Origin of the sequence: Secundilactobacillus paracollinoides, from assembly GCF_001702155.1 — a bacterium.
Taxonomy (GTDB): domain Bacteria; phylum Bacillota; class Bacilli; order Lactobacillales; family Lactobacillaceae; genus Secundilactobacillus; species Secundilactobacillus paracollinoides.
Genome location: NZ_CP014912.1, coordinates 810,489 through 823,690 on the forward strand (window position 1 = coordinate 810,489; position 13,202 = coordinate 823,690).

General features: G+C 49.2%; 11 protein-coding genes. 2 read left to right on the forward strand and 9 right to left on the reverse strand.

Annotation, left to right across the window (positions count from 1 at the left end; translation table 11 throughout):
- Positions 1-384: 384 nt before the first annotated feature.
- The 4 genes from AYR61_RS03310 to AYR61_RS03325 all read right to left on the reverse strand — a co-directional run bounded on the left by AYR61_RS03310 (position 385) and on the right by AYR61_RS03325 (position 5,027).
- Positions 385-1,575, reverse strand: coding sequence for an aminotransferase class I/II-fold pyridoxal phosphate-dependent enzyme (locus AYR61_RS03310; protein WP_056987297.1), 1,191 nt, complete (start codon positions 1,573-1,575; stop codon positions 385-387).
- Positions 1,576-1,586: 11 nt separating this feature from the next.
- On the reverse strand, positions 1,587-2,723 hold the full coding sequence (locus AYR61_RS03315; protein ID WP_065901668.1) for an aminotransferase class I/II-fold pyridoxal phosphate-dependent enzyme: 1,137 nt from the start codon (positions 2,721-2,723) through the stop codon (positions 1,587-1,589).
- Positions 2,724-3,998: 1,275 nt separating this feature from the next.
- Positions 3,999-4,568 (reverse strand): hypothetical protein, encoded by a 570-nt coding sequence (locus tag AYR61_RS03320; RefSeq protein ID WP_054712279.1) that lies wholly within the window; start codon positions 4,566-4,568, stop codon positions 3,999-4,001.
- 15 nt (positions 4,569-4,583) lie between these two features.
- Positions 4,584-5,027 (reverse strand): hypothetical protein, encoded by a 444-nt coding sequence (locus tag AYR61_RS03325; RefSeq protein WP_156319391.1) that lies wholly within the window; start codon positions 5,025-5,027, stop codon positions 4,584-4,586.
- A gap of 342 nt (positions 5,028-5,369) precedes the next feature.
- On the opposite strand from AYR61_RS03325, the gene AYR61_RS03330 reads away from it, so the two are divergent.
- Entirely contained in the window at positions 5,370-6,368 is a 999-nt protein-coding gene (locus tag AYR61_RS03330) for an apurinic/apyrimidinic endonuclease family protein (RefSeq protein WP_054712277.1), read from the forward strand.
- Positions 6,369-6,821: 453 nt separating this feature from the next.
- Complete coding sequence (locus AYR61_RS03335; protein ID WP_065901670.1) at positions 6,822-7,568, forward strand: hypothetical protein; 747 nt, start codon at positions 6,822-6,824, stop codon at positions 7,566-7,568.
- A gap of 517 nt (positions 7,569-8,085) precedes the next feature.
- Here AYR61_RS03335 and AYR61_RS03340 read toward each other — a convergent pair.
- Genes AYR61_RS03340 through AYR61_RS03360 form a run of 5 tightly spaced genes read right to left on the reverse strand, consistent with a single transcriptional unit; the run spans position 8,086 to position 13,193 of the window.
- Positions 8,086-8,820, reverse strand: a complete 735-nt coding sequence (locus tag AYR61_RS03340; protein WP_318529577.1) for an ECF transporter S component — start codon at positions 8,818-8,820, stop codon at positions 8,086-8,088.
- On the reverse strand, positions 8,817-10,472 hold the full coding sequence (locus tag AYR61_RS03345) for an ABC transporter ATP-binding protein (RefSeq protein WP_083215459.1): 1,656 nt from the start codon (positions 10,470-10,472) through the stop codon (positions 8,817-8,819). Before AYR61_RS03345 ends, AYR61_RS03340 begins: the two co-directional genes overlap by 4 nt.
- The gene (locus AYR61_RS03350) at positions 10,451-11,392 is read right to left on the reverse strand and encodes an energy-coupling factor transporter transmembrane component T (RefSeq protein ID WP_082409401.1); all 942 of its coding nucleotides are present in this window, start codon (positions 11,390-11,392) and stop codon (positions 10,451-10,453) included. Before AYR61_RS03350 ends, AYR61_RS03345 begins: the two co-directional genes overlap by 22 nt.
- Entirely contained in the window at positions 11,344-12,210 is an 867-nt protein-coding gene (locus AYR61_RS03355; RefSeq protein ID WP_065901674.1) for a DUF4430 domain-containing protein, read from the reverse strand. Before AYR61_RS03355 ends, AYR61_RS03350 begins: the two co-directional genes overlap by 49 nt.
- Before the next feature lie 32 nt (positions 12,211-12,242).
- Positions 12,243-13,193: a prenyltransferase/squalene oxidase repeat-containing protein gene (locus AYR61_RS03360; protein WP_065901676.1), complete on the reverse strand. Its 951-nt coding sequence runs from the start codon at positions 13,191-13,193 to the stop codon at positions 12,243-12,245.
- Positions 13,194-13,202: the final 9 nt, after the last annotated feature.

The window sequence follows — 13,202 nt, forward strand, 5'->3', positions numbered from 1 at the left end:
GTGGAGCAAGGCGGTCTAGGGGCGGTGTGTAAGGGACTCTGACCGAAAAGTCCGGGCCTGACTTTTTGGTCAGAGTCCCTTACACGTTAGCCCCGTGCCTGGTCTCGCCTTGCGGAACACGTTTAGTCTCCGTCGCCAAGAAAGCTGAAGCCATACTCATCCGGCTGACAAAACACACAAAAGTCCGGGCCTGACTTCTAGACCAGAGTCTCTTACACGTTAGCCCTGTGCCTCCTGGAACACATTTCGGTACCGCTGCCTAAAAAGCCAATCATTTTTAAACCAAAAACAAAAAGCCAGCACCAACCGATGCCAGCTTCTCAGACTTTATTCATTAAACCCAAATCTAATAGAAATAACTACGGTTCAGCAACTACCCAAACCTTACCGACCAACCGGACTGCCAGCCTTCTCGCCAGCAGCAATCTTCGCAAACGCCTGCGCAAAGTCAGCCTTCAGATCATCCACGTCTTCAACACCAACGGAAAGCCGCAGCAAGCCGTCGCCGATACCGCGTTCGTGGCGTTCGTCGGCAGTCAGTTCAGCGTGAGACATCTTTGGCGGGTAGGAAATGATTGATTCCACAGCGCCCAAAGAAACGGAGAAGACAGGAATCTTGAGTTCCTTGACCAGTTTGCGCACGTTGTCTTCAGTCCCAATGTCAAACGACAGGACCGCGCCGCCAGACGTTGCTTGGCTGAATTGCACATCGTGGCCCTCGAAATCATCCAGACCAGGGTAGTCGACCTTTTCAACGATGGGTTGGTCTTCAAACCATTTGGCGAGGGCTAACGCATTGCTGGCTTCGGCCTTGACCCGAATACCCAGTGTCTTGATACCCCGCAACAGTAACCAGCAGTCACTAATGCCAAGCGTTGCGCCCATTGCGTTTTGAATGAAGTAGACAGCGTCGCCAAGTTCCTTGGTTTTTGTCACGATCAACCCAGCCAAAATGTCAGAATGACCAGCCAAGAACTTGGTGCCGCTATGCAACACAAGGTCAACACCCAGATCCAATGGCTTTTGGAAAATTGGCGTCATGAACGTGTTATCAGCAAAGACTAACGCATCATGTTTGTGCGCAATCTCGACCACCTGGCGAATATCCGTCACCTTTAAGGTTGGGTTTGCGGGTGTCTCGATGTAAACCACCTTGGTGTTTGACTTGAACGCCGCCTCCAGGGCTGCTGGGTCATTACAGTCAACGAAATCATATTCGATGCCGTAGTTGGGCAACAGTTCGGTTACTAGACGGAACGTCCCGCCATAAACGTCACTCGTCACGATGACGTGGTCGCCCTGATGTAAGGTCAAAAAAGCGGTTGAGATGGCTGCCATCCCGGTTGCGAACGCAAACCCGCGCGTCCCGTGTTCGAGTTCAGCAATGCTGTCTTCCAGCACGTCCCGGGTCGGGTTGCCGCTCCGCGTGTAATCGTACTTGCCAAAGTGGTCCAAATCCTTTTGTTCAAAGGTGGAAGAGAGTTGAATCGGCGGGTTCAAGGCACCCGTAGCTGGGTCTGGTTTCGTCGTTGTTTTAATGACCTTTGTTGCATCTGAAAAATCTGATAGGCTCATGTGAATTCCCCCTAGTTTGTGGTCTTGATCGTGTTTTTAGCTGCCACTGAAATGGCATGGTTCAAATCGTCAATTAAATCGTTGCTGTTTTCAATCCCCACGGATAAGCGTAAGAGGTTCTTCGTGATCCCCTTAGCTTCCCGTTCAGCAACGGAGAGATCCTTATGCGTTTGGATGGCTGGCACGGTCAGTAGACTTTCGACCCCGCCCAAACTTTCGGCAAAGGAAATGATTTCCAGGTTCTGCAAAATCGTGTTGACCCAGCTTTCATCACGGACGTAGAAACTGATCATGCCGCCGTGACCGGGATACAGGACTTTTTCAACGGCTGTGTTCTTTTCCAGATCAGCCACGATGGCCTTTGCGTTGCGTTCGTGTTGTGCCAAACGCAGCGGTAAGGTCTTCAAACTACGGAGCAACAACCAGCAATCAAATGGATCTAAGACGGCGCCCGTGGTTGTTAAATTACGGTCAAGCAAGTCCGCGTCGTCTTGGTTTTTACAGACGACCGCGCCGGCTAAAATGTCGTTGTGCCCGCTCAGGTACTTGGTGGCACTGTGGACCACGATATCGGCACCTTCGTTGAGTGGTTGTTGCAGCAACGGCGTGTAGAAGGTGTTATCCACGATGACTTTGACCCCATTTTGGTGGGCCACTTCAGCCGTTTTATGAATGTCAATGATCTTCATCGTTGGGTTCGATGGTGTTTCTAACCAAATGCCCTTTGTTGTGGCATGGCGTGTCAGTTCAGCCAACCGGTCGTAATCCTGACCATCCCAGAGATCGAACTTCAAGCCGTAGTTATCGGTCAACAGATCAAAGAACCGAAATGAGCCGCCGTAGAGGTCATCAGAAACAACAATTTCTTCGCCACTCTTGAACTGAGTGAAGACCAACTGAATGGCCGCCATCCCAGAACTCAGCGCAAACGCCGTGTCGCCGTTTTCCAACTTTGCGATCGCTTGTTGGAGCTGATCACGCGTTGGATTGGTTTCTCGTGAATAATCGTACCCCGTCGACTGGCCTAACCCTGCGTGACGGTATGCAGTTGAAAAGTATAGCGGTGTCGAAACGGCACCCGTTTTTTCGTCGTCTGAACGATTTCCTGCTTGCGCAAGAATGGTTTCAATATGTTGTTTTTTTGTCATGCGAAGACCTCCTAGAAATAGAAAAAGCCTCCGCCCCTACTGTATCGGGACGAAGGTTTCGCGTTACCACCTGAAATTTACTTGAATCTCACAATTCAAGCCTTGAAAAGTACCCTCAAAAATGAGGAGACTCCTGCAAGGTATCGATTGCTGACGGATTCGGTAGCCCGTGGACCCCGAATCAGGCTCTGAGATCATCTTCAGTCGTTGAACCAGGCTGCATTTCACCATGCACAGCTCTCTTAACAAGTTCACGCAACTTACTCTTCTCGTCATCGCCTAATATGAGATTGGTTCTAATTTAACTCTCATTTTGTCGTTGTGTCAACCCTTTTTTCTGCTAAATATTTTGCTTTGTATTATGAGAAAGTAATTATTTAGTACGTAGCTTTCGCTCCGTCCGCCGGTCGGCCCTGCAGGCTGTAGTGGGTCGCTCCGGAGCTATTGAATTTCTTGGCAGAAATTCAAGGATCTCCTCCGTCTCCCGTGGTTGTAGGCGAGGACAAAACCCTCGCCAACAACCACCGACACTACTGCCTGCAGGGCCGACCGGCTCCACTACGCTGATACTTGCTGGTAAAGTTATATTGGTTCACTGGGCAACATCGTAAAACCGGCTAACATTCACCAACACTGTCTTAGATTTTACAATCATGACCTTCGGAGTGACTAAATCTACCCATCTTAATTGATAGAAACACGACCAACACAGAGAGATTAGCTGACGATGAGCGTATTAGCAGTCGAGGGCGGATTCTCTACGAACTAGTTTTGACTGCATTTCGATACTTAACTGTGGTCAACAGTAGATTCACAGTCAGTGGAATGGAGCGATTTGGCACGGAGCTGTGGTGTCGATATCACTTGGTGGGCGAGGTCTTCGGCCACCTAGTGATATGCGAGTCGAATGAGATCCATTCGAGAGCTGCGCAGCAGAAATCGAATTAGCTCATTCGCGAGCCACCACTGCGGAGTGCCAAATCGCGCAATGCAACGGACAGATACAACTGAACTAAATGAGCGCAAAAAAAATCCTCACAGCCAGTAAACTGGTTGTGAGGATCAAACGCAGCCCCTTATCGCTAAGTGAGTTCTCAGAAATCCACATTTCCTTTGAACCATGGCACCCACAAATACGGTGGGAAAATCGTGCCCGCTGCCAGAAAATCACCTAGCCGCTTGCGCAGACCGTCATTACTGACGACGTGATTATTCTCGACTCATCGCATAAAACCAGAGTACCACGTTTCGTCACCCTTGTGAAGCTAAACTTCACTAAGATTCCTTTTTCGTGGTCTTCTTTGCAGTCTTTTTAGCGGCTGTCTTCTTAGCCGGTTTCTTGTCAGACTCAGTCTCTTCCTTGGCCTTCAAGGCATCCGTTTCAGCCCGATGTTCTTCGTTGGTCTTAATCGCAGCTAACTGCGTATCTAGCCACTCGCCAATGGATTCTGCCATGACATCCTGATGCGCCTGAAAATCGTCCACAGAGGCCACCTTATCGATGCGCAATGACGACTGGTTCACATCTGGCGACTCCAGCACACTGTAAATGTTGACCGCCATATCGTCTTCGTCAGACAACATCTTTTTGATGGTGTTCACGTACCGCAATGGCAGGTTGATGATGCTGGTCTCCAAGCGAAATTCGATTTCGGCATCCGTAAAGGAGAGGATTGCTGACGCCAGCTCCCCCTTCTTCACCGTTTCCGCAACGAATTCAACGATCGGTGTCAGTACCGCCTTGTCGCCCTGCTGGTCCAGCGCACCCCGCGTGATCTCAAACGTTTGGCTCGTGACCTGTTCTGTTTCTACCTTTTCAATAAAGTCTGCTACCGCAATATCCATATTAGACCTCGATTATTATTTTTGTTGTTCCTGTTGTCGTTTCAATTCCTGATACTTCTTTTCGTCGCGCACATTATCCAGACTATGCCGGTATCGAAAGGCAAGGATCATCCAGTACCCGTTGAACACAAGGACGGCGATGCCGGCAAAGATCATCAGCGCTTTAATCGTCATATTCGCACTGCTGCCATAAAACATGGTTAAAATGACATTGATCAGCCCGACCGAATAAATGATAATGACCAACGCTAATACATAGTAGCCAGCGTTATGCCCCATCGCACCGATCACAATTGGCACGAAGTAGAGCACCGCTGAAATAATGAGTGACTTCATAATATCACTTGTCGTCACCTGTTGACCTAGTTTAACAAATTTTGACGACATTAGCAGATTAACAACGGAAAACAAGACCCACGACACGATACCCAGCGACACCAGTTGCTTTTTTAACATCATAAACTCCTTAATTTTAAGCGTCGGTTAATGGTTTTACTTCGCCGACTACCGTTACTTCTCAACTCGTTAGTAAAATTGTAGCATAGTCGCTCACTTTGTCGCAAGCAAGTCATTATCCCAATGTAAGGGGTTAAATTGAGGGTGGGTTAGGGTATAATTTAGAGCGTGAAGGGAAACGGGTGAGACCAGAGCGTAAGGGAACTTAGTGGTAAATCACGGTTCTGGATTTACCACTAAGTTCCCTTACGCGGCCGGTCTCAGTTTCCCGAAACGCGTTTCGGCGTGGTAGCCAAGAAAGTTTTAAAACCACCACGCAACCCAAAAGTATGAAAGAAGAAAACCATGGACTATCTAATCAACATGCCCCTAAACCGCCAATCGGTCGATGAATTCGATAGCGAACAGGCACTACGGGACTTCTACACACAATACAACTGCCAGGGCGTCGAAGGCATCCTGGTGGGCAACGATGTGTCGCCAAAAATCAAACCAGATATGGTGCAGGGTCTGCATTTAAGTTTTTATCCCACCTGGATGCCGCTGTGGGAAAACAACCATGACGCCCTCATGACCGAATTTGGGTCCGAGGATGCTTGGACGCAATTTTACCAAGCAAAGGACAAGGAAGGCCTCATCGACGTTTACGGTCAGCAGCTGACTAAAGCACACGAGCTGGGCGTCAAGTACGTCGTTTATCACGTGGGCGACACAACGTTAGATGAGCTGTACCACTTCGACGCGCTGCACACCGATCCGGCCAAGCAACAGCGCATTCTGGACGACACGATTGATTTCGTCAACACACTGTACGACCGCTACCATGACGTGATGGATTACGATTTCTTATTTGAAAACCTGACCATCGGCGGTATGGATCTGCTGGATACGGATTTCCCAACGACCCTATTGGACGCCGTCAAAGTGCCAAACGTCGGCATCGTGCTCGACACCGGCCACCTGACAAATACGAATCTGGAGCTGACGACGCAAAAAGAAGCCAGCGACTACATCCTGCACGTGTTATCCAACAACGCTGAGATTCTCCCCTATATCAAGGGGATGCACATCAACTGCAGCGTTAAAACACGGGCCGGTTACTTCGCTGAAGTGGCCAAGGACCTACCGTTTAACAAGGACGCGTCCTACCTCGACCAGTTCGCCCAAGTCTACGACCGCATCGGCAAGATTGACATGCACCTGCCATTCGAGGACCCCGCCATCCAACAAGTCGTCGATTGCGTCCAACCCGACTTCATCGTCAACGAACTCGCCCACCGCACCCATGCGGAATGGGGCGAGCGGATCGGCGCTCAGATGTCTGCACTTGGTGTCTTGAAATAGCAGCTATCTTCCGCTTCGTTCCGCCGGTCGGCTCCACTGCGCTGATACTTGCTGTTGACTAGCATTCAAGGTATTGGCAACTCTGAGGACATTACACATCGCAATCGACCCGAACCCACTGAACAACAACCGTAGAGAGATTCGCTGACAATCGGATAACCGCAGTCGAGGGCGGATTCTCCACAAACTTGTTTTGACTGTATTTCGGTATTTATGTCTTGTTAGCAGTTAGCTCACGGTCAGTGAAATGGAGCGATTTGGCACGGAGTTGTGGTGCCGATATCACTTGGTGGGCGAGGGTTTCGGCCACCTAGTGATATGCGAGTCGAATGAGATCCATTCGAGAGCTGCGCAGCAGAAATCGAATTAGCTCATTCGCGAGCCACCACAGCGGAGTGCCAAATCGCGCAATGCAACGAACTTAGAACCACATGTAAACCCAAGGGAGGCACAATGAGTCAATTTCAATTTAACATGATTATGTTGATCATCAACGCAGTAGTCGCCTTCTACTTTGTGCGGATATTTGCCAAGCAGATCGTGTCCTATGAGGATTATGAGGGCCAGTTTACCATGATGACGCAGTATCTCAGTGCGATCAGGACGTCATTGCAGTCGCAAGAAGGCCGAAGCCAAACGGCATTTGCGTTGATGCGCCTATACATCATTCCGATTCTCGTTGCCTGTCTGCCATCAATTGCGCACATCACCCTAGTGGGGACCAGCAACGTCACGGACATTATCAGCATGGTCATTTTCATCCTGCTGTTCGGGTCGCTGGCGTGGCTGACAAGCAGGTTGATTACCAGCAACCGTATTTGGCTGCCGAGACGGTTCTTTAACACCATCGTGCATAATCTCTGGCAGGAGTACCAAAAGCTCACCAGCATGCCAGAATACCTCATGACGGACATGCCAAAAGAGCCGCTGACAACGGATCAGCTGGACGTGGTGCACGACCAGGCAAATCGATTGCCGGACGGTGATGACCGCGAGTACTTGATTGCCCTGCTGTCCATGTACCTGATGCATACGGACCTCCTGCAGGCCGAAGTGCTGATGGCCGAAGACTTTACCCATAAGTCAGACGAACAGCGGCACAAGGAATATAACCGCTATGTGCGCATGCAGCACATGATCGTTTACCTGACCCTGGGTATCTTAGCGGTGCAACTGGTCTTACAAACCGTTCACTTTTAAATCAAAAAACAATCCTCGCTGTCGATTTCGATGGCGAGGATTGTTTTTTTACTTCACAATTAAAGCCGGTCAAAACAAAAAGAATGGGTCTGCATGATACACAGAGACCATCCTTTAAATTAAATTCAATTCATTAGAAACTGTCAGTGACATTATCGCATCCACTAACACTGTACCAAGCTTCGCTGAAACAAGGTATCACGCAGTCGAGGGCGGATTCTCTAGGAACCAGCTTTGACTGGCATTCGATGTTTAACAAACAGCTAAATTTAGCAGAATGTCAGCGGAATGGAGCGATTTGGCACGGAGTCGTGGTGTCGACATCAGTTAGCGACCGTTCTTTGGTCGGTTACTGATGTGCGAGACGATGAAGATCCACTCGAGAGCCGCACAGCGGAAATCGAGTTAGCTCCATCGCGAGCCACCACGACGGAGTGTCAAATCGCGCAATGCAGCGAACTTAACAGTTTTTCTCGGCAACATAGCTGAAACGCGTTCCGACAATTCCCAAACACCACTAGAAATCGCTCTTATCCAACTGATCCTGCACATCGCCCAACCCATACTTATACTTAAACCGCGTAATGATCCGGTACCAGGACTCATAGAACAGAAACAGCAAAACAGCAGTCGTAATCCCGTGAGTCAGGTCAAAGTAAAAGCTGGCAACATAGGCTGCAATGAACGTTTTAAGGGTCAGTGGCGAGACGTAGACCAGTGCGTACCAGAGATCCATGATCCAGCCGAACAAAAACCCGTAAACGACTCCAAGTGCGGCGAGGTAGTACCGGTTGTGCGCCCATTTGAAGTTGCGGATCAACCCAGCGGTGACGCCCATCATGCCCCAGGCAAACATTTGCCAGGGTGTCCAGGGCCCTTGCCCAAGAAAAATGTTGGAAACGATAGCAGAGGTGGAGCCCACAATGAACCCCGCTTCTGGACCGAGGACTAACCCGGCCATGATGACGATAAAGCTGGTGGGCTTCACGTCAGGAATGGCCGCCAGTGCGACCCGGCCAAGGGCACCGATCGTTACCAGCACAGCAATGAACACGACTTCTCGCGCCTCTGACTGCCGGTTTTCAAAGTGCCAGTAAAATGGCAGCATGCTGACCACCAGGCAGGCAAAGCTCAAGATCAGGTAATGTTGGTCGCCGTTGAAGTAGACGATCCAGACCAGGCAGAGGATCATGACGGCAAGCGATATGAGGTAACCGCCATTTCGTTTGATGTGATGCATCAAGGTTGTCATTGAATGACCTCCTCGCGGTCGATCACGTCGGGCAGCTGATACCGCAGCATCCGGTTGATCGTGGTCGTATAGAAGAAGTTTTCCTCGAAGAACTTATGCGGTTCGTCTTGGGAAACGACTTTGCCGTCAAACAGCAACGCGCACTGGTTTGCGAACTTAGCACTAAAGGTCATATCGTGGCTGACCATGATAATCGTCAACCCATGGTCGGTCTGCAGGTTCTTCAGGATGCGGCCAAGCGCCATCCGCCGAATCGGATCCAACCCCTTCGTCGGTTCGTCCAGCAACAATAGTTTCGGCTGTGACAACAAAAGGAGTCCGAGCGCAATCAACTGCTGCTCGCCACCACTGGCATCGTGCGGGTTCTGCCCCGCGATGTGGCTGATGGTCATCTCTTCAAGCATCCGTTTTGCGGCATCTTCAGGATCATCCAATCCCAACTGTTTGCCGTGTTCGACGTACTCTTCAGTGATCGAATCATAACTGAAATATTCAGACGGTGTCTGGGACAGGTAGGCCACTTCCTTGTGGAACGTGTCCTTATCCTTTTCCCACGACTTCAACCGTTTGCCCAGCAATTTAGCGGACCCTCGCCGTGCCGGCAACAGCCCCATCATGACCTTCAGCAGCGTCGTTTTTCCGGTCCCGTTCTTGCCGATAATCGCCAGCCAATCGTTCTGATGCACCGTTAAATTCACGTCGTCCAAAACGTAATAACCGTTTTTATCGTACTCAAACGAAATGTGGGAAATCTTGGCAACCGCGTCAGCATCATCATGGGTGGCATGCTGAATTAAGTTTTCGTCGAACTTGGTCTGCGTCTCCTGCAACACGTCGCGGCCAGCAACCACCGTCAGCGGCAACTGTTTCAGCGGCATCTTGTCGGTCAGACCCGTGTTCAAGAAAATGTACGGCACGTCTGGCACAAAACTGCGTAGGGTTGGTTCATCCCACAGTTGTTTGAGAACCGAACTCACCTCGCCAGAATACGCCAGTTCGCCGTCCTTAACGATCCACAGTTTGTTGGACAGCGGCAGGACATCGTCTAACACGTGTTCGTTCATGACGATGGCGATCCCGAGTTCATCGTGGATGCGTTTCAGCAACGAGACAAAATCCTTGGTGGCAATTGGGTCCAACTGCGCCGTCGGTTCGTCCAGCAGCAACAATTTCGGCCGGAGAATCAGCACAGCAGCCAAGTTGACCATCTGTTTTTGACCGCCAGACAAATTCTGCACGTTTTCGTACAGGATGTCCTGCAGGCCAAGGAAGCTGACCAGTTCGGCGATTCGTTTTTGAATCGTGCTGGCCGGCAACCCGATGTTTTCTAATGAAAAGGCTAATTCTTGAATGACGTTGTCCATCACGAGCTGGTCGTCAGGGCTTTGAAACACCATCCCGATATTTTGGGCACTGTCGGCCGCGGAAAGCTTGGAGATCTTCTGACCTTCGAAGTAGATCTCCCCGGTCCGTTTGCCCACCGGCCAGAGTTCCGGCTTCATTTGGCGCAACAGCGTGGTCTTGCCGCTGCCGGAGCTGCCGGCAACGGTGATAAAGTCACTGCTGTCAACGCTGAGGCTGACGTCGTTTAGACTCTTATGGTCGGCTAACGCGTATTCAAAATTTAAGCCTACAGTTTTAATAAGTTCCACCACAGCCACTCCCATGCTTCTAAAATGATTGGAAAACTATATAGAAGAATGACACCTACTAACACGACGATGCCCATCCCGGACAGGCCAGCCGTCCCGAGTGACGGGTAAACGACCATCCGACCGACGCCCTTAGACGCCATGTAGAAACAAAAGATGGTTAGCGGCAGATACCAGCACAGCGAGAACACATCCTGGCTCGTAAACCGGTAACGCTGGTAACTGGACCGTTTAGCGCCGCTGGAAAACCCGCGGGCGCTCATCGAATCAGCGGTTTGTAACGCGTTGTTAAAGGAACTTACTAGCAACACTTCCATTAGTTTCATGACACCAATACTGCGTTTGCGTGCGGACCCCTGACTGACGTCGATACCACGAAGCGATTGGACCTGGGTGATATTTTTGAACCGACGAATGAAAAGTGGGACGAACCGCAATGTGATCATCGTCAGCAGCGTCAGTTTCGGTGAGATCCGTGAGAATAAATACATAAATTTTTGACTGGTCAGGATCTTGTTGTAGAAAATGAAAATCAACAAGACGATGATCAGCGAAACGGCCATCATGAAGCCGTAAACCACAGCTTCAACGGTAATGACTGTTCCACCAAAGGACCAGATCACGTGGGCCCCGCGGTTGTTGATCAGGGGATTCAAGATCATGATGAATGCCATCATAAACAGACTCCCCTCAAGCACGCCCCAGACCTGTTTGTTGCTCTTGGACATAAAGTTCACGGCCAAAATGAGCAGCAGTTCAACCAGCAGAAAAATCGGTTGAATGAAGATCATGGAGCAAGCAATCGTCACCACGTAATAGGTGAACGTGACCCACGGATTCAGTTGTTCAAAGACAAGGTGCGGCTTTTTCCCTATTGACCTGTCCAGCCTCGATCGCCTTTCGTCTCCGTGTACATCCATTGAACTACATCTCCACTTTGAACTTTGTAGGCACCTGCACTGTAACTTGGAAATGTGCCATTAACACTATAAATCCACCCACTCGTTGCAGTCGTGTCTTTTTCAAAAAGATTATCAATACCGCGAACATAAAGCGAAGTTCCTGTTCCACTAATACTTACTGAAACTCCTGAATTGTTACATAAAGTCTGTAGTACACTTGCGGCAGTTGCTCCAGCAGTAAAGTCAACAGTGCCTGAAACCAAAATCTTATTTCCTTGACTCAAAGGTCCATAAACATTAACAGTTGCTTGTTCAGTGTCTGATGAACTAGTAGATTCACCGACAAGAGATGTAATCGGTGCTTGTGGTGTTGTCGTGGATCCGCTAGTTGTGGTACTAGTTGTTGGCGTCTTTGTCGTTGACGTAGTGGTCGTTGTCTTCTTGGCAGCAGGTGCTTTACCCTTGATCAGATAGCTGTGCCAAATCCAACCCTTGACCTTACCATTACTTGATTTGACGTAATAGTAAATGGCCTTTTTGCCATTAGCACGCTTAACCGTTCCCTGTTCTGAAGTGTAGAATGTTGTGTTCTTATAGTGAACAGCATAGTGGTTCGCCTTTGTTAACTTGCTGGTGCTGTAGAAAGTTCCCTTTGTCACGTGATAAGCCTTCTTGGCTAATTTCTTATAGGTGACCTTAACGACCTTGGTACTCTTAGTCTTCGCCTGTGCCGTTGTGGTTTGTGCGGCAGGAGTATTGAGGTTAGCGCCGATAAATAGACCGCCCCCAAGTAGCATCACACCTGCAAGTACTTTGACAAGTTTATTGAACTTCATTTTGACATCTCCCTAATGATTTCTTGACTACTCTAGAAGCTAAAAATCGAACCCTTGTGTAATTTGTAGTTCCGATACTGTTCTAGTGCATAGGTTGCTTGTTGTGTAGACATGTGCAACGCACCAGTATTACTATTCCATAACCAGCGGAACTGGCCCGTTGATTTCTGGAACTTCATCAGCCGCTTTACAGGCGTAATACTGCTTGTACCCTTATAAGTATCCGTGTTGACACCGGCAGCTGATAACCCAGCTAAAGCCATTGCGTTTGAATCTGAGTTGGCTTTGGTAGTGAAAGCGCTGGCGATGATGAAATCACCAGATTTTTGATAGGCTTTGTTCTTCAACAAACTAGTTGCTTTACTGATTGCTGTTTTTACGCCTGAATAACTCTTGTGCATACTCAAAGCCATCAGGGCCATCCCAGTTACATCAACATCACTAGCTGTTCCTGAAATTGCCCAACCACCGGCAGAGTTCTGTGCTTTAACGACCTGACTAACCAAGGTCTTCACAGCGGCGTTACTTTTGCTGCCATAGTTCTTGGAACTCAGTGCAATAATGCCCCAAATTTTACCGTTAATTCCAGCGTTAGACTTAGGTGCGGTCTTGATAATACCGGAAACCAGGTTAGTGCTCTCATACTTCTCTGGGTTGCTGCCAATAGACAATGCCCCAATCATGCTGCGTTCATAATCGACAGCAGAATAGTGACCGTCTAAGCTTTTAAAGTGGGCAGCTAATTCCTTTTTGAATACTGCCTTCGCCTTAGAACTCATACCATACGGTGACCGTTTAACAGCCAAAGCATCCCAGGCATCCAGATCACTCTTAGTGGTCTTTGTCTTGATATAACTAGCCCCAGCGTTGATTGCTTTCGTGTAACTAGCAGTTGGCGTGGTTACGCCAGATAATGACACACCTACTAACGCTGTGGCGCAAACGCTGAGTAACCCATACAGTATTTTCTTACCCTTCACCATGTTGTTCCT

Excerpts from the sequence above, each read along its gene's own strand:
- AYR61_RS03310 (WP_056987297.1), bottom strand. The coding sequence starts at position 1,575 with ATGAGCCTATCAGATTTTTCAGATGCAACAAAGGTCATTAAAACAACG.
- AYR61_RS03315 (WP_065901668.1), bottom strand. The coding sequence starts at position 2,723 with ATGACAAAAAAACAACATATTGAAACCATTCTTGCGCAAGCAGGAAAT.
- AYR61_RS03330 (WP_054712277.1), top strand. The coding sequence starts at position 5,370 with ATGGACTATCTAATCAACATGCCCCTAAACCGCCAATCGGTCGATGAA.
- AYR61_RS03320 (WP_054712279.1), bottom strand. The coding sequence starts at position 4,568 with ATGGATATTGCGGTAGCAGACTTTATTGAAAAGGTAGAAACAGAACAG.
- AYR61_RS03350 (WP_082409401.1), bottom strand. The coding sequence starts at position 11,392 with ATGGATGTACACGGAGACGAAAGGCGATCGAGGCTGGACAGGTCAATA.
- AYR61_RS03340 (WP_318529577.1), bottom strand. The coding sequence starts at position 8,820 with ATGACAACCTTGATGCATCACATCAAACGAAATGGCGGTTACCTCATA.
- AYR61_RS03355 (WP_065901674.1), bottom strand. The coding sequence starts at position 12,210 with ATGAAGTTCAATAAACTTGTCAAAGTACTTGCAGGTGTGATGCTACTT.
- AYR61_RS03325 (WP_156319391.1), bottom strand. The coding sequence starts at position 5,027 with ATGATGTTAAAAAAGCAACTGGTGTCGCTGGGTATCGTGTCGTGGGTC.
- AYR61_RS03335 (WP_065901670.1), top strand. The coding sequence starts at position 6,822 with ATGAGTCAATTTCAATTTAACATGATTATGTTGATCATCAACGCAGTA.
- AYR61_RS03360 (WP_065901676.1), bottom strand. The coding sequence starts at position 13,193 with ATGGTGAAGGGTAAGAAAATACTGTATGGGTTACTCAGCGTTTGCGCC.